This window comes from Streptomyces sp. NBC_01304 (assembly GCF_035975855.1).
Lineage (GTDB): Bacteria > Actinomycetota > Actinomycetes > Streptomycetales > Streptomycetaceae > Streptomyces.
On sequence record NZ_CP109056.1, the window covers coordinates 197,256 to 212,801 of the forward strand.

At 68.9% G+C, this 15,546-nt stretch carries 16 protein-coding genes; 5 read left to right on the top strand and 11 right to left on the bottom strand.

The features are described from left to right. Positions 1–101: 101 nt before the first annotated feature. Positions 102–1,100 carry a DUF932 domain-containing protein gene (locus OG430_RS48560; protein ID WP_327359726.1) on the bottom strand — a complete coding sequence of 333 codons (999 nt, stop codon included), beginning with the start codon at positions 1,098–1,100 and terminating at the stop codon, positions 102–104. 235 nt (positions 1,101–1,335) lie between these two features. Here OG430_RS48560 and OG430_RS48565 point away from each other — a divergent pair, with 235 nt between their 5' ends. Together OG430_RS48565 and OG430_RS48570 are read left to right on the top strand one after the other, a co-directional pair. Continuing rightward, on the top strand, positions 1,336–1,572 hold the full coding sequence (locus OG430_RS48565) for a hypothetical protein (RefSeq protein ID WP_327359727.1): 237 nt from the start codon (positions 1,336–1,338) through the stop codon (positions 1,570–1,572). Positions 1,573–1,991: 419 nt separating this feature from the next. Next, positions 1,992–2,567, top strand: coding sequence for a hypothetical protein (locus OG430_RS48570; protein ID WP_327359728.1), 576 nt, complete (start codon positions 1,992–1,994; stop codon positions 2,565–2,567). A gap of 36 nt (positions 2,568–2,603) precedes the next feature. On the opposite strand, the gene OG430_RS48575 is transcribed toward OG430_RS48570, so the two are convergent. The 8 genes from OG430_RS48575 to OG430_RS48610 form a co-directional block, all read right to left on the bottom strand. After that, a complete protein-coding gene (locus OG430_RS48575; RefSeq protein WP_327359729.1) occupies positions 2,604–3,626 on the bottom strand; it encodes an ERCC4 domain-containing protein in 1,023 nt (340 codons plus the stop codon). Positions 3,627–3,829: 203 nt separating this feature from the next. Next, entirely contained in the window at positions 3,830–4,675 is an 846-nt protein-coding gene (locus tag OG430_RS48580) for a hypothetical protein (RefSeq protein WP_327359730.1), read from the bottom strand. Between the two features lie 29 nt (positions 4,676–4,704). Next, the gene (locus tag OG430_RS48585; RefSeq protein WP_327359731.1) at positions 4,705–5,892 is read right to left on the bottom strand and encodes a hypothetical protein; all 1,188 of its coding nucleotides are present in this window, start codon (positions 5,890–5,892) and stop codon (positions 4,705–4,707) included. An 84-nt stretch (positions 5,893–5,976) separates the two neighbouring features. After that, complete coding sequence (locus tag OG430_RS48590; RefSeq protein ID WP_327359732.1) at positions 5,977–6,270, bottom strand: hypothetical protein; 294 nt, start codon at positions 6,268–6,270, stop codon at positions 5,977–5,979. 194 nt (positions 6,271–6,464) lie between these two features. Further along, complete coding sequence (locus OG430_RS48595) at positions 6,465–7,223, bottom strand: toxin glutamine deamidase domain-containing protein (RefSeq protein ID WP_327359733.1); 759 nt, start codon at positions 7,221–7,223, stop codon at positions 6,465–6,467. Between the two features lie 167 nt (positions 7,224–7,390). Beyond that, positions 7,391–8,236, bottom strand: a complete 846-nt coding sequence (locus tag OG430_RS48600; RefSeq protein ID WP_327359734.1) for a hypothetical protein — start codon at positions 8,234–8,236, stop codon at positions 7,391–7,393. A 70-nt stretch (positions 8,237–8,306) separates the two neighbouring features. Beyond that, on the bottom strand, positions 8,307–8,867 hold the full coding sequence (locus OG430_RS48605) for a hypothetical protein (protein WP_327359735.1): 561 nt from the start codon (positions 8,865–8,867) through the stop codon (positions 8,307–8,309). A gap of 243 nt (positions 8,868–9,110) precedes the next feature. Then, positions 9,111–10,154, bottom strand: coding sequence for a hypothetical protein (locus OG430_RS48610; RefSeq protein ID WP_327359737.1), 1,044 nt, complete (start codon positions 10,152–10,154; stop codon positions 9,111–9,113). A 405-nt stretch (positions 10,155–10,559) separates the two neighbouring features. Between OG430_RS48610 and OG430_RS48615 the strand changes: the two genes are divergently transcribed. Genes OG430_RS48615 through OG430_RS48625 form a run of 3 tightly spaced genes read left to right on the top strand, consistent with a single transcriptional unit; the run spans position 10,560 to position 12,723 of the window. Next, positions 10,560–11,345: a DUF6192 family protein gene (locus OG430_RS48615; protein ID WP_327359738.1), complete on the top strand. Its 786-nt coding sequence runs from the start codon at positions 10,560–10,562 to the stop codon at positions 11,343–11,345. Positions 11,346–11,347: 2 nt separating this feature from the next. After that, complete coding sequence (locus tag OG430_RS48620) at positions 11,348–11,767, top strand: hypothetical protein (RefSeq protein WP_327359739.1); 420 nt, start codon at positions 11,348–11,350, stop codon at positions 11,765–11,767. Next, positions 11,764–12,723, top strand: coding sequence for an IS5 family transposase (locus tag OG430_RS48625; RefSeq protein ID WP_327359740.1), 960 nt, complete (start codon positions 11,764–11,766; stop codon positions 12,721–12,723). Before OG430_RS48620 ends, OG430_RS48625 begins: the two co-directional genes overlap by 4 nt. A 108-nt stretch (positions 12,724–12,831) precedes the next feature. On the opposite strand, the gene OG430_RS48630 is transcribed toward OG430_RS48625, so the two are convergent. Next, positions 12,832–14,217 (bottom strand): cytochrome P450, encoded by a 1,386-nt coding sequence (locus OG430_RS48630; RefSeq protein WP_327359741.1) that lies wholly within the window; start codon positions 14,215–14,217, stop codon positions 12,832–12,834. Further along, positions 14,217–15,263 (bottom strand): terpene synthase family protein, encoded by a 1,047-nt coding sequence (locus OG430_RS48635; protein WP_327359742.1) that lies wholly within the window; start codon positions 15,261–15,263, stop codon positions 14,217–14,219. Before OG430_RS48635 ends, OG430_RS48630 begins: the two co-directional genes overlap by 1 nt. Between the last annotated feature and the right edge of the window lie 283 nt (positions 15,264–15,546).

Here is a 15,546-nt window from a genome sequence, read left to right on the forward strand (position 1 = left end):
GGGCGGGCTGTACGGCTGCGGGGACGGGACCGTCGCCGTACAGCCGTCAGGTGCCGCCGGGAGCGCGATGGGGGCCGGGCTCCCGGCGGCGGATCAGGGGGTCAGGCCGCGAGCGCGAACAGCTGGTTGAAGGCGTCCGTCTTGCGGTCGGTGACGGCGCCGGTGTCCGCGAGGGAGCGCGCGGCGCGCAGGGCGGGGGAGTTGGCGCGGCCGTAGTGGTCGAGGTACTCGCCGATCGCGTTGAAGCCCGCCCATGCGGTGCCCCGGATGCTCTCCTGGGTGTCCGCGTCGAGGAACAGGCTGCGCAGCGTCTTGGTGCGGGCCTCGTAGTTGGTCAGCTGTCGCTTGGTGACCGGGGTGTCCCACAGGGAGTCGGCGATCTGCTCGAACTGGCCGAGGGACAGCGGGGTGTTCAGCAGCCGGTCGGCGTCGCGCTCGAAGGCGTCCTGCCAGTCGAAGAGCGTCGCGAGCGCCTGGTGGACCTCGCGGATCTTCGAGGGCGCGGACGCGGTGTGGCTGATGTCGTACTTGTGCGTGGCGCCCTTGATGATCAGGCGCTGCATGTTGCCGCAGTCCAGGCGGGTCGGCCCGATGTGGAAGGAGTTGGACGACTTCCCGTCGTGCGAGCCGAAGAGCGTCACATGCATGCGGTGGGCGTCGATCCCGCCGACGCGCACGATGCGCGGCAGCACCATCGAGACGAAGAACTTGCTGTTGTTGCGGCCGTAGGCACCGGCCTTGTGGAACGTCGCGCCGCTCTCGCGGTTGAACATGTCCAGCATGTCCATGTGGTCGTCGATCTGGACCGGGGTGTACTGCGTGCCGACGGTGCCGAGGTACTCGGCCTTGCCGGTGACCGGGTTGGTGCGCACGGTGGCGCGGGTGTCGGCCATCTTGAGGGTGGTGACCCCCGACTCGTCGAAGCGGGAGACGTTCACGTCGTCCCACACGGACACGTTCCAGTTGCTCAAGGCCGCCTGGTCGAGGGCCTGCTGCGCGTTGCCCGCGGTGTGGACGCTCTTGCCGAGGATGGTCCAGGCGTCGGGGCGTCCGGGGGCGCGAAGAGCAGTGGTGTCGGTGGGGATCTCAAGCACAGTCACAGGCAAATGGCTCCCTTGGTTGACCGGGAGTCCCGTCCGACCCCCTGACGTGTATAACTTTACAAGGAACGCTAGCTCGTGGCAAGTTATACGCGTCAAGTTGTGGTGTTGGAATGACGCAGCCCCAGGCCACAGGCCCGAAGCCGTACAAGCGGGCATGTGGCAAAGAGGCCTTCGAGGGCGTCGGCGGTGCGGGACACTCATTCCGGCACGGGAAATCCAGGGAGGAAATGACGTGGCGGAACGCACGGAACAGACAGGACACAGGCGCACGACGCTGCTCATCGTGACGGGCGTGGTGGCGTTCGCCGCGGCGCTGCTCGGCGCGAACCAGGGCGGCGCCGCCGGGTACGCGGTGATGGCGGTGGCGCTCGCCGCGGTCCTCGGCTGCACGGTGTGGCTGGCCAGGGACGGCTGGCTGCGCTGGCGCAACGACCGCGTCGGCGGTCAGGCGGGCGGGGCCGGGAACTGACACCGCATAGCGCAGCGGGGCCAGACGGCGGACCGAAGTCCCCCCTGCTCGCGGAGGGGTTTGCAAGACCGTCTGACCCCTCTTCACTGCGAACCGCCGGCCGGACTCACAACGGAGACCCACAGGCGTTCACCGCCACCCTACCGGCGGCCAGGCCGACCCCAGACCCCGCCGTTCACGCCCTGATTCCGGGGGACACGACGGCACGCGCGTGTCTGCGGCCTGTGAGCGGCGGCGGCATCTAGAGTGGCAGTCGGCCGTTTCGCGTCGGCCTGACTCCGAGCCGTATTCCGCCCACGCAGGGAGCGGCGCCGAGGACAAGGGGCACTGCCTCACGTGGTGCTATTCGCCTGTCCGTGGCCACGAGCCCGCGGTGGGGATGCGTGGGATCACCCGCCGTCGCCGGCCTCGGAGAGACCGTGACCACTGAGAAGCACACCAAGCGTGCCGCCCATGAACTCGCCGCCCGCCAGGGCATTTCCTACACTGCTGCGCGCCGGCGCTTGAGCGGCGGCGCCGTGGAGGACCCGGGCGCGATGACGGCCGGGCTGGTCGCCCGCAGCCGCGGCAAGTTCACCCCCGAGCAGTTCACCGACCGTCTCGAGCGCGGCGGAGACGAGTACGCCGGCTACCTCAGGGACGGCCAGCAGGCGGCGATCGAGGCCCTTGAGTACGCCCTGAACCATGGTGTCGAGGCCGTCGACCAGGACCTCGCCGCGGTCGCCGCGAGCCGGGGGATGGCGATCGGGCAGGACGAACTGGCCGAGGCCCTGCGGCGGGTGAGAGACCACAGCCTGGTCCTGGACGACTCGGCGGTCTCCGAGGCCGCCTACTGGGTGGCCGACCGGTACTGGATGCACCTGTGGAACGACGCCGCGGACAACGCACCGATCGGGCACTACGAAGAGGAGGTCGGCCCCTACGTGTATCGGCGCATGGCGCTGCACGAGTGGCTGGCGCCCGGAAACTGCCGCACGGGTGTCCCCGGCCTGTGACGTTGACGCCGCCTTCATGGCGTCAAATCTTCGGCGCTATGTGGCGTCTTCGGAGATGTCGCGCAGCCCGTGGCCCCGCGTCTGGCGCGCGGCATGCCAGGCCTGCCGGATGTCCGGGCGCAGCCGGCCACGGTCGGGAACGTCGAGCCCGTGCTCGCGGGCCCAGGCGCGCAGCTCGGCCGTCGTGGGTTCCGTGATCGTGGTCGCGGCGGCGGTCTCGGGGCTGCCCACTCCGATGCGCCGCACCGCGGCTTCTTCGCCGTCGGCCCACACGCGTGCGGCGGCCAGCAAGCGGTAGATGTATTCCTCGGCGAGCTTGCGAGATTCGGCGAAGAAGACCGGCACGTTCGGGTACCGGACCTGCAGCTCGGCCAGGCCGTCCGCGACGACCGCCGGGCGGACCCTGGTGAGTTTGAAGACCGCCGAGTAGCGGTCCTCGACCACCACCGCCGCCCTGGGCAGCGCGGCCAGATCCGCGAGAGCATAGCCAAGGCGTCCGCCGGTCAGGCTGGTGACGAGGTCCGACAGCGACTTGCGCTCCACCGCGGCCACCAACTGCCCCTGGTGCGTGATGCCGTAGTCCCCGCAGGCCAGGGCCCGCTTGACCACGGTCACCTCCTGGTCGGCGAACCGGTACGCGTACCGCTCCCGGGTGTCTACGGTGATCTCCAGGGCGGCCACACCACCCGCCCGCGCTGATGGAACGCGTACCCCTGGACGAGCCTGACGGCGGGTCCGCGCGGTGTTCCAGAACACCACCTCGCGGCCGCCCTGCTTCGCGTTGTTCGTGAACACCAGCTCCGAGCGGTTCTCCCGGGCCCGGTCCAGCACGATGTCAATGGCACGCCCGCGCCGCTCGCAGCTGCGCAGCACCGACTGCTCGACGATGTCCGGCTCCTCGGGCCACTCGTCGAGGCTCACGCGATGGCAGTACACCGGTGCGGTCCGTGGCCACGTCTCACGCACCTTGAACAGCAGCACTTGCCCGCCCACAGGCAGCCGCAGCAGGTACGGCAGACTCGACTCCGGATCCGGGTTCCGGACGATCAAAAGCTCCACAACTCCCAGTATGGGCGCCATGTCCGGTGCGGCACGGACAACACCACTACAGGCCCCCGGTGCTGGTCCGCACCGGGTTCGCCGGGGACGCCAAATTGGCTCGGACTCTTCCGGCCCCGGTGGCACTGCATCCGACATTGGGGGGCAGGCGAACAGGCGACAACAGGCGACCCTGGGGGAGGGAGGGCGCGCCGGCCTGGGTCTCAGCCGGGGCTTCGGTGAGCTGCGACGGGGATGTTCGGCATATGGCGGACGAGGCCACGCGCCTTGTCGTACCAGCTCAGCTGGATGCCCTGGTGGCGTGCGAAGTTCCGGGGCTGGACGAGACTGCCGTGGGCCACGTTGACCGCGGCCTCGGTGTGCGCGCGCTCGACGTATCGACGTTGCACATGACGGATATGGACGTGCCGCAGCCGTACCGCGGTCATGGCTGCCACGGCGATCCTCTGGGCCAGGTCACTGCCTGATTCCACTACCCACAACGGCATCTGCCCTGTGTGCAGCAGGCGCGCGTGCCGGATGGCTGTCTCCTCGTCACCGAGGACGGTCAGCGGGGTCCTCTCTGACACGCCGACGAGCATGGCCAGGGCCAGGGCGATGAACTCGGCCTGCGCGCTGCCTTCGAGACCCATGCCGGACAGATCCACGGCGTACGAGCGGCGCCGCGCGGTGATGCTGATGCCGGCGCGCGCCCGTCCGTCGTCGGCGAAGGAGGCGTCGCTTCTGACCGTGAGGGGATCGGGCGTCTCGTGGTCGGGCGTGGGATGCCACTCGTGGGCCGGCGTGAGCACCAAATTGATCTGGAACCGCGCCACATCAAGGCGGCGGTGATCGAACTCCACCCGTGGATGGCGCAGCCGCAGGTTCCCCACCAGGTCCGCAATCGTGGCCTCCGCGCGAACCTGCCGTGCTTCGAGCGTCTCGGACCGCGTCTTCCTGTAGCCCAGCGGCAGGTACACGGTGAAGCGCTCGCCCCGCGCCAGATGATCGGCCGCCGTATCGGCGAGCCACGCCAGCGCCGTCGGCCCAAGGAACCTGTCTCCCGCCACGGGTACCAGGGCACTGGCCCACAGGTACGTCACGCGTCGGCCGCAGGCCGGTCGGCGCTTTGCAGCAGGAGCTCGGCCTGCTTGCCGTTCTTCTGACGCAGTACGGCCGCGAGCCACGCGGTCGGCACTCTCGCGCCGGCCGCCCTGGCCAGGCGCACGCGCTCCAGCACATCGCGCTCGCCGAGGGTGAGCCCCAGGTCGTCGAGGAAGACCCGGCCGGTGGGGGAGGCCAGGGTGTCGCTCTGGCGGCGCAGCAGCCATTCCTCCCAGACGGGCCAGGCAATCGTGGCGCGGCCCTCGGGCTCGGGGAGCGGATCGTCGCGCCGCTGCAGCCAGGCGTGGACCGCGCTCCAGGACCGCTTGCCGTCGGCGTCCGCCGCAGGGAAGGGGTCGCTGCTCACGCCGGGCGTACGCGTCTTGGCCCAGTAGGTCACGCCGTCGGCGGTGAGTCCCAGGCTCCGGGCCAGCCCCGCCGGGCGCATCCGCAAGGCGGGCGCCGGCGCTTGGGAGGCCTCGGCCGTCAACTGCCCGACCGTGTCCTCGTCCTGGCCGAGCGTCTCGGCCAGCCACTGCGCCGAGACCTCCACCCCGGAAGCCTGAGCGAGCCGCGCCCGCTCCAGCAGATCGCGCTCGCCGAGGGTGAGCCCGAGCTCGTCGGTGAAGGCCCGGCCGGTGGGCAGCTCGTAGGTGTCGTCATGATTGCGCAGCAGCCACGAACGCAACTGCGCCCAGGGCAGCTCGCCGTCACCCCCGGCCTTGGGGAGCGGGTCGTTGTGCCGCAGCAGCCAGGCCCGCACCGCGCTCCAGGACCGCTCGCCGTCCGGGTCGGGCAGCGGGAACGGGTCGGCGGTGTCGGACGTGTAGTGGTCCGCGTACTTGTTGACCGCCCGCCGGGTGATGCCGAGGGTCTCGGCGATCTCGCCGGAGGTCAGGTGCGTCTGCACCGGTCGGGCGGAGCGCACGGCCTCGGGCAGGTCACGCCGCCCGCGCCGGTTGGGCTGGGCGAAGGACTGCTGGAGGTACCACTTGAGGACGGCGTCCTTGTCGCGGTAGACGGTGCGCCCCTCACGAGTCCCGGCCGGGAAGCCGACGAAGCCCTTCGACGGGTCGCTCCAGTTGTGGATGTGCTTGCGTCCGGTCGCCTCGGCGATCTGCTTGGTCGTGACCTTGTCGGGCAGCTGGGCGAACGCGGCGGTGACTTCGTCGGTGGTCATCATCGGGAGGGCTCCGGGGCGGGGGAGGGGAAAGAGGGTCGGCGGGAGCTGAACCGGGCCGGAAACACGGGTGTTGTCCGGGCCGGTTCAGCTGAAGGTGGGCGTGGGGTTGTCGTGCTGCTCGATGGTGTCGTCCATCGCCACCTGCAAGGAGGAAAGCGAGTCCACCCGGCCGTCGTCCTTGTAGACGACGGTCACCGGGCCCAGCACCGCGAAGGACTTGTCGCCGTCCGCAAGGAACTCGCGCGCACCGACCTCGAACACGAACAGCTTGTCGTTCTCCACGATCTTCCGGTCGTCGATGCTGAAGGTGCCCTGCGTCCAGGTCGGCTCCAGGGTGGTCCGCACCAGATCGCGTGCCTGCTCATACGTCACTGACATGATGGTCCAATCTCCGAAGGTCTATAATCTCTAAATTACCCGACTCCCGAACAGAAGTCAAGTTTTACGCTTGCCGTTTCCGGGCGGGGAGCCGGGAGCGGAACCCGAGCCCGGCACTACGGCCGTCTCCCCGGCAGTCCGGACCGGCGCCCCGGCACCTCACCTCCGCGCCGACTGCCTGCCTCGTCTGAGCGTCATGCCGCGATGAACGGCTCGAGGGTCTTCTTGGACGGGGTGGGCTTGTCGTCGAGCCGCATGTAGGCGCTGGAGTTGGCTCGGGCGAAGTACTCCGAGGCATCGGTGACCGGCGGGTTGGGCTGACCGTCGACGAAGCGGACCTTCCCGTCGACGTTCTCGACGGTGAAGGCGTGGCCACCGCCGTTCTTCCACCACACCGCGACCATGCCGCGCGAACCGGGCTCGCCGAAGGCGCGCTCTATCTGGGAGCGGCCGGTGTCCGAGGTGGTGTCGCAGTGGGTGAAGTGCCCACCCCACGCTTCCCCGAGCTCGCCCACATTCCTGCCCTTGGTGGAATCCGGGCCGGCCTCGACGTCCAGACCGCGCCGGCGAAGCTCATAGGCCTGCGCCACGTGGCTGCAGTTGTGCGAGTACTCCCACACGTGCGCCTGGTACTTGGGGTTCGCCTCGTCGAGGGCCTTGTCGACCTGCTTGTTCGTACGCCGGGCCGCCGCGGCCTTCGCTTTCGCGCTCTGGGTGTGCCGCTGGGACAGCTGGGCGGCGTGGTTCATGGCGTTCTTGGCATCGAGGGCCGCGCGCTCCGCACCGTCGTGGTCCCCGGCCTCCGCGGCGGCACGGGCATGATCGGCGGCTTCCTGCGCGCGCTGCTGTGCCCGCCACGCGGGACCGCCGTAGTCGACATCACCCTCATCCAGGGCCTGCCGGTACTTCTTGGCGGCCGCGGAGGAGGCCGTCGCGTACTTGGCCCGGCGCATGGCCAGGCTGCTTCCGCGGCAGCGCCGGCCGCCCTGCGCGAGTGATCTGCACACGTATTGCTCCCCTGCTCCGGGCCAGCACCATCTGGCCGTTCACCCGGAACGCTGGCCGGACGGGCCTGTGGACAGAGGCCGCCGATCTGCACCGACAGGGGAGAGGCAAGGCGTCAGCGGCCGGCGCGGTGCTCCACCAGCAGGTGCACCAGCGCCTCGCACACGTCGGGCGCCGGGTGGGCGCGCAGCGCGGCCACGGCCTGCCGCACGTGCTCGCGGGCCACGTCCCGGCGTCGGACCGCGCCCCCGGCACGGCCCGCCTGGCCGGCGAAGTGCCGGGCATCGCGCAACTGCCGGCCCGCCTCCGCGATGTGCTCCAGCACCTCCTCCAGGAGGCGGTCCTCGACCGGCGCCGCGCCGAGAGGCAGCGGCCTGGGGGTGTGCTTCTCGATCAGGTGCTGCTCCCGGCGGAAGAGCGCTTCCGGGCGAGTTGGCGGGCAGGCGATCTCGCCGTGCTGGTCGCACAGCACCGGGAAGACGGTGAACGGCCCGCAGACCGTCTCGCCGAGGCGCACCTGGTCGTCGTCGGTCGCCTCCACGTCGAAGGCGCCCGCGCGGTAGTGGTAGTTGTGCAGGCAGAACTCGCAGGTCCTGGCGAGGTGCAGGCCACGGTCCTCCTCGTCGCGGACGAGGTGGAAGTGCCCGCCGCCGTCGATGAGGAGGCCGCCGCGCCCGCGCTCGTCGGAGGTGTACGTCGCGGCCGAGGCGAGCGTGCGCGCGTGCTGGCGGGCCAGGTCCTCGAGCCGGCGCAGCATGGTGAACCAGAAGCCCGCGTCGGCCGACACGTCCTCGGGGAAGGTGACACCGGTCATCGCCTGCACCGTGGTGTCCCCGCTATAGGTGGGCAGGGCGAGGCCGGAGTTGAGGAGCTTGGTGTAGGCCGGCCCGAACTCGCTCACGGGCAGCGGGGGATCCAGGGTGATGGAGCCGGTGAGGCTCAGGTCGTCGTAGCCGCTCACAAAAGGTCCTGTCGTTGGTCTGGTGATGGTCGAGGCGGGCTGGGCCAGGGAGACCCCCGGGCCCAGCCGGTCAGTTGAGCGGGGTGAGGAAGACCGCGGGCACCGCGGCCGCGGGGACGGGCAGGCAGTCCTCGTCGAGCCCGTGGCTGGCGGAGTTGGTGTAGCCGTCGCCGTAGGTCGAGCCGACGCTGTCCGCGCTGGGCATGTACCGCCCGATCCTGATGTGGGCGTCGGCGGGGGAGTCGTGGTCCTCGTCGTGGTGGGTGGCGGGCGCGAGGACGACGAGGGCGTCGCCGGGGACGCCGGTGAGCGCGTTGAGCGCGGCGCGCAGCTCGTCCAGGCGCATCCCGCGCAGTTCCTGCGGGAAGGGGCTGGTCCAGTCCGGGGCCTGGCGCGCGTCGAGGACCGGCTGCCCGGCGGCCTCATCGAGGCCGTCGGTGACCGGCGTCAGATCGCGCAGGCCTGCGGGGTCGTTGTAGTACGCCTTCTGCCAGGCCCCGACGATCCAGTGACCGGCGGCCAGGCCGAGCGTCGGTTCGGCGAGGCGGATCACGCTGTCCATCGGCAGCTTGCCGAAGGCGATCGGGCCATCGACGGTCAGGGCGCGGGTGTCGACGAAGGTGTCGTTCACGGCAACGGGCCTTTCTCGAACATCGGGTGGGGACGCGGAGACCGGGGTCGGAGCAGCGGTGTGCAGCGCCTGGGCGCTGCGCGGTGCTGCACGGCAGGGCCACCGGGCGGGCTAAGGCCCCGCGCTGCACGAGCAGCAGCGGGCAGCGGCGGCGGATACGCGACGGGGCAGCAGACGCTGCCCGGCGGTGCTGCACTGCAGCACGCTGCAGCAGCAGCCCGGAGCCGCACAGGGGAGGAGCGGTCAGTGGGACGCGGTGGCGAGCCGGTCCGCGACGTAGGCGGCCGTGTTGGCCGAGTCGGTGGCGCACTCGCCCCGGGCGGGGTACAGCGGTGTCGGGTAGACCGTCGCGCAGACCGGATTGCCGTTCGCATGGTCCGGGTTGGGGTGGCGGGAGATGGCCCACCCGATGTGCGCGGCCGGGACGTGGTCGCCCGCCCACGACTGGCCACTGATGCGCAGGTACTCGCTCGACCACACCGCCTCACCGGTGACGCCAGGAAGCAGGGGGACGACGTACGAGGAGCCCGAGCGGACAGGGACGATGCCCTGCTCGGCGAGCGCTGCCAGGAGCAGCGCCCCGGCGGACGGGCGCGGCTCGCTCAGCCACTCGGACACCGCCCGCGCGCCGCGCTCGACGAGCTCGTCGGACAGCAGGCCGCGGCACGCGAACACCTGAGCCACCTCGGACAGGTCCCCGCGAAGGCCGGGCGCCCAGGCGGTGACCGTGAAACCGTCACTCCAGCCGTCGCTCGCGCGATGCAGCTGCAGCACCAGGTGCGCGCCGGTCACGGCCAACTCCTGTGCCACGTCGCCACGGTGCGCGATGACCACACCGTCCTCGGCGTCGTAGAAGGCCCCCGGGCCTGCCTGCCGGATCGCGTTGACCAGGCGCTCGGCTGGCGCGGGAACGGGGGCCGGCAGAGTTCCGGCCCGCCACCACGCGGCATGGGTGACGACGGCCTCGGCGCAGGCCCGGGAGTCGTCCTCGATGCCGAGGGTCTCGTCTCCGCCGTAGATGGTGTCGACGAACTCGAGGTCCGCGCCGTACAGGGACGCGACCCAGGGCGCGTCGTGCTCGTCCACCCGCCGGTCGGCGTCCTCGCCGGAGGCGATCTTGATGTGCGGATGCAGCAGGATCTCGGCGTCCTTGGTCTCGGGGTCGACCGGGACGGCGAGGTAGACGATGCCGCCCTCCTCGTTGAGGAAGGAGGGGAAGCCGTGGGACGCGAGGGCGGCCGACATGACGTCGCCCTCGGTGCGCGGGGTGCTGGGCACAGAGGCCATGGGGAAGTCCTTAGAAGCTGTGCCAGAACTCATGATCTGTGACGCTCTGTGACTGATGGCAGAGTTGCTCAGTTATGTGTCGGGTATGGCGATGTGCTCGGGCAGGAGTTGGAGGGCTTGTATGTGAAGTGGGGTACTTCCGGTCGTTTGTGGTGACCTTGGGGTGGGCGGCGGAGTGTGTCGGGCATATGCGGGCCGGAGTTTCTGCGGTCGGTGGGATGCCGGCTCTTCTGGTCCGTCTGGGGAGTGTGCGTCGTGGCCCAGGGGATCGGCAGTGTGCCGTGTGAGGGTTTTGATGATCTGGTGGACCAGTCGGTTCAGCTGGTCAAGGTGATGACGGGATGCCAATTCCGTCTCGGTGACATCGCGTTGGAGATCGCTCCGATGCGTGCACACGGTGGGAACATGGCGCTCGGAGAAGACGACGAGCTCGGGGTCGAGGGCTTCTTACGGCTGTTCGCCGAGGCGATAGGCCTCTCCTTCCATACGGTGCGGACGTATCGGTGGGTGGCCGCGCGGTGGCCGAAGGAACAGCGCCAGGACGGCGTCTCCTTCGAAGTGCACCGGATTCTGGCGTCGACGCCGGACGCGTACGAGGTGATCCAGCATCCGCCGCTGGACGAGCGGACCGGGGAGTCCAGGTGGAGTGGGGACGCGGCGAAGCGGGTGGCGGGCTGGCCGACCGCGACGCCGGTGACGGTGGCGGAGAAGGTCGAGGCGATTAGGGACCTCGCGCAGGACGAGCAGGTGGCGGCCTTGGTGGCGTGTGATCTGCTGCACCGGCCGGAGGTCGCTTTCCGGGCGATGCGGGACCGGCAGGCCCGTGAGCTCGTTAATCAGGCGCAGTTCGACCAGGCCGAATCCGTGGACGAAGGTGATGGGGATGACTGGTGGGACGAGCCCGATGCCGGGGTGGAGGAGGACGGTGTCGTTGATCCCGTCGCGATCGTGCGGGGATTTCATCGGGCGATGGAGTTCACCGACCTGATCGGGGTCTGCCAGGGCTTCGTGGCCGGGGCGAGCCGGCTGGTGCCGAAGCTGCGCGGCCGGGAGTTCTCCGAGACGCAGTACTCCCTGGTGACAAGGCATTTGGAGAAGATCAGGGCGACGGCGGACTGGATCGAGACCGCAGTCTCCACGGGCAAGGTGGACCTGGATGAGGCGCTGGCCGACCTGTTGCGGGGCCAGTAGTCATGAAGCGGCGGGCGGGACTGCCCGCTCACGTTCACGCCGAAGCCGTACGCAAAGCCCTGGAAGAAGCCCGCCCGGCCGGACTGCACCTGAAGCAGCTGGCCAAGGCCACCAAGCGCACCCCCGCGCAGGTCTGGACGGGTATCAAGTTCCTGCGGACGAACGCGGTCAAGGACGGACTTCCGCCGGTGACGCACAACCGCCGCGACGGCTTCCAGCTGTCGGAGGAGCCCGAGGTGTGGATCGCCTATGAGCGTGCGCTGTTCAAGGTGGAGTTGCACCGGATGACGAATTTCATCGCCGGGATCGTCGCCCCGCATACCAAACGCAAACCGAAGGACGACTGGGCTCGCCTGGTCCTCGAACAGATCGGCGGGGTCCGGGCCACCCTGGAAGTCCTCTCCCGTATGGAACGGCCATGACCTGCACATACACCGAGCAACCGGCCGTCCGCGAGCGGCACTACCCCAGCGACACCACCGACGCCGAATGGGCCGTCCTCGAGCCCTTACTGCCGCCGGCGGCATGCACCCGGCCCACAGGGGGCCGTCCCGAAAAGCACCCGCGCCGCAATGTCGTCGACGCCATCCGCTACGTCAACGACAACGGCGTGAAGTGGAGAAGCGTGCCTATCGACTTCGGCATCCCCTGGCGGACCGTTTTCGGATTCTTTCAGCGATGGAGAGCCAGCGGGGATCTGGCCCGCATTCACGCCGAGCTACATGAGCAGGTCCGCGTCCATGACGGCCTCAACCCGCGCACGGTCGCGGTGATCCTGGACTCGCAGTCCGTCAAGGGCGCCGAAACGGTGGGGAACGACAGTCGCGGCTGGGACGGCGGAAAGAAGATCAACGGCCGGAAGCGCCACATCACGGTAGATATGCGCGGTATGCCCCTGGCCGTCATGGTCACCGAAGCCTCTCCTCACGACAGCATCCCGGCCCGTGACCTGCTCTTCCGTCTCTGTCTCACCCATCCCGAACTGGCCGTCGCCTGGGCCGACTCCGCCTACGGAGGAACCCTCATCGACTGGGCCCACAACGTCCTCGGCCTGACCCTCAAAACGGTGCCCCGCCGCAAGGACCAGGACGGCTTCGCCGTCCTGGCGAAGAGATGGCGAGTCGAGCGGGCCATCTCGTGGATCATGAGAGCGCGCAGAAACGTCCGGGACTACGAAAGGCTCATCTCCCACAGCGAAGCTCACCTCACCTGGACTTTCGTCACCTTGATGGTCCGCCGCCTCACCCAGCCTCCCCGCCCACCGCGTTCCAGCCCGCATCCCGTCGAGTCGGCCAAAAAGGCTGGCAAGCCCGCGCAGATCCGGCTGCGGCCGCTGCATCCGAGGGCCATCCGTCTCGCCCCCACCACCCTGGTCTGACCAAAAGGCAGCGTGGGTGGTTGGCCTCGAGGCCGGCGGCACCAAGTTCGATCCTCGTCGAGCGGGACGCGGGTGATAGGGGGCACCGATCTCCCCACCCCCGGCTGTTCAGAGCGGGGAGGGAGCCCCTGGTGCTGATGGCGGGGCTGCCTCTGCCCTTGGCGAGTTGTGGCGGGCGATGGGGGTCATGGGGAGCGCGTTGGGCTGGGGCATGCCCGCAGGGCGTTGGCGCACGGTGTGACCGGGTACGGGGACGAGCTGCCATCTGCGGCTGACGGTCGCCAGCGTGATGACGGCTTCGGTCATGGCGAAGGTGTCCCCGATGCACTTGTGGGGCCCCACGCTGAACGGGATGAAGCCTCGACTGCTCGGCAGGCCGCTGCGCGACCTGAGCCAGCGCTCGGGGCGGAACGCTGTCGGATCAGGGAACAGGGTGGGGTCCCGATGCAAGGCATAGGGGCTGTAGGCGACTTCGGCGCCCGAGGGGATGAAGTGCTGGCCGAGGTGCACATCTGCCAGAGCCCGGCGTGTGAACAGCAACGGCGAGTGCAGACGCAGCGCTTCTTCGATCACCGCCCGGGTGTAGGGCATGGAAGCAGGGTCGAGAATCTCCTGGTCAGCCTCCGCGGACAGCCTTGCTTCAGCCTCTGGGTGACGGCTGATCTCATGGAAGGCCCAGGCCATGGTGGTGGCGGTGGTTTCGGTTCCGGCGAACATGACCGCGATGGCCTCATCACGCACTTGTTCCGGGCTCATCACCTCACCAGTGTCAGGAAGCTTGCTGGTCAGCAGGGCGGACACGAGATCCTCGCGGACTGTCCGCTCGTTGCCGTAAGCGGCGATGACCTCGTCGATGACACTGCGCAGTCGAGCAGCCGCCTGGTCGAACCGCCGGTTGACCGAATACGGCACCTTGTCCAGCCAGTTCGGTGCGATGGCCCGCACGAACATGCCCTCGAGGATGGTGGGCAGTGAACGGTGCACCTCGGCGACGGCATGCTCGGCCAGCGTGCTGGAGAACAGCGTGTCCGCTACCACCGACAAGGCGTGCTGCCGCATTTCCCGGTCCACCCAGACGGTCTCGCCCTCCTGCCATGAGGCGGCCATGGTCTGTGCTCGCTCGCGCATGGCCTGGGCGTAGCGGGCGATGCGGGCCTGGTGGAAGGCAGGCTGTACCAGCCGGCGTTGCTTGCGGTGGAATGCGCCGTCACTGATCACCAGCCCGTCACCGAAAAGCGGTCGAAGACGCTGGAAGACGCGGCCGCGCCCGAAGTGGCGTGCGTCTTCGACCAGCAGGCGGTGGACGAGATCGGAGTCCGTCAGTACGTACATCGGCCAGGTGCCAACCCGCACACGTACGACAGGGCCGCAGTCACGCAGCGATTCGAGGAATTCCATCGGTCCAAGTCCCAGGCGGAGCACATGCCCCAGGCCAGGAAGGCCACCCGGTGCCTGTGGCGGGGAGCTGGGGATGGGGCGTGCCTCGGTTGCCATCACCGCTCGCCCTGCCCGGTGAACATGTCGTGCCGGGTGTAGAGAGCTTCCAGACCATCAGCCCATCGCTGGTCCCGGTAGCGGGTGCAGTCATGTCGCTGCCACTGGTCCGTGCCGATCATCCAGTCGCGGTAGTGCGCCGCACAGCGCCTCGATGCCTCGCGTTCCTCAGGATCATGGATGTCAAGGGTGTCCAGCGCGGCAGGCAGGTGGCCCTCGGCGTCGAGGAAGTCCTGCACACGACGGGCCACCCGCGCCTGGGTTGTGCGCACAGCCTCATCGAATCTGAGCCCGTCGCGTGCGGCGATCAGTGCGACGATGTTGTTGTTGTCGCCACAGGCCGCCTCCTTGGGTAGGGAGAACACATCGTTGGTCCATGAGATGACGTCGATCGTGCTCCACATCAACTCCTGGAATACCGGACTGGCGTAGACGGCCGCGGGCACCTCAACACCGAGCGCGGCCTCTGACATATCCATCATCGCCGGCAACTGGGAACTGTGCCGACGGGTCAGGATGTAATCGGTGACCCTCGGCGGGCGAGGCGAAGTTCGGTTGGCGGCCTCCTGGTCCAAGGACGCCATCATCTCCCCTACATGCTGCTTCCAGCGCAGCGCAACCGGGCGAGGCAAGCGATGGGTAATGCGCTCGGCCAACTCCAAAAACCCACGTGCGAGAACGTTCCCCTCGCACTCCCGAGCCAGCGCGGATGCGCCGGTTGTGTAGGCACCCACTATTGCTCGGAAAGGCTGCCAAGGTTGGATCTTGTCGGTGCGGATCAGGTGGTCGTGCTGGTCATCAAGGACGAACGACCAGGCCATCCACTGTGACAGCAGCAGTACGTTCTCATACGCAGCTGCGGGCAACACCCGGGCCGTCAGGTGCCCGAACCCGATCCCTGCGAAGTCGTCAAAGCCCGCCGCGTCCACCAGCCCCTTGTCGACTGCCCATACGGAGGCTTCCTCGTTGGCACGGTCCGCTTCCGGATGCTTAGACGACCGGAATGGCAGTTCGAAGTCCGGAATCTCAACGAGTTCGACCGCCATCACGTACCTCCGGACCGAGCGACTGGATACCGCAGCTTGGTGCTACGCCCTCTCCAAGTTCGCCCCATCCGCCAGCGATGGACAACTGGTTGTTGGGCGGAGATACGTGAACGCGTTGAACGCTTGTGCTCTCGTGAAACAGAACCCGCTGCTTGAGTGAAGGACATCAGGAGCAACCACCCCGGTTCATCAACATCACTAGCACGGTTCGAGGCTCTCACCTCACAGAGCGTCACAGATCATGAGTTCTGGCACAGCTTCTTAACTGGCGAGGTGGGGAGCG

Coding starts and splice junctions, on each gene's coding strand:
- OG430_RS48630 (WP_327359741.1), bottom strand. CDS start 14,217: ATGGCAACCGAGGCACGCCCCATCCCCAGCTCCCCGCCACAGGCACCG.
- OG430_RS48610 (WP_327359737.1), bottom strand. CDS start 10,154: ATGGCCTCTGTGCCCAGCACCCCGCGCACCGAGGGCGACGTCATGTCG.
- OG430_RS48625 (WP_327359740.1), top strand. CDS start 11,764: ATGACCTGCACATACACCGAGCAACCGGCCGTCCGCGAGCGGCACTAC.
- OG430_RS48585 (WP_327359731.1), bottom strand. CDS start 5,892: ATGATGACCACCGACGAAGTCACCGCCGCGTTCGCCCAGCTGCCCGAC.
- OG430_RS48590 (WP_327359732.1), bottom strand. CDS start 6,270: ATGTCAGTGACGTATGAGCAGGCACGCGATCTGGTGCGGACCACCCTG.
- OG430_RS48620 (WP_327359739.1), top strand. CDS start 11,348: ATGAAGCGGCGGGCGGGACTGCCCGCTCACGTTCACGCCGAAGCCGTA.
- OG430_RS48635 (WP_327359742.1), bottom strand. CDS start 15,263: ATGGCGGTCGAACTCGTTGAGATTCCGGACTTCGAACTGCCATTCCGG.
- OG430_RS48615 (WP_327359738.1), top strand. CDS start 10,560: ATGGCGCTCGGAGAAGACGACGAGCTCGGGGTCGAGGGCTTCTTACGG.
- OG430_RS48595 (WP_327359733.1), bottom strand. CDS start 7,223: ATGCGCCGGGCCAAGTACGCGACGGCCTCCTCCGCGGCCGCCAAGAAG.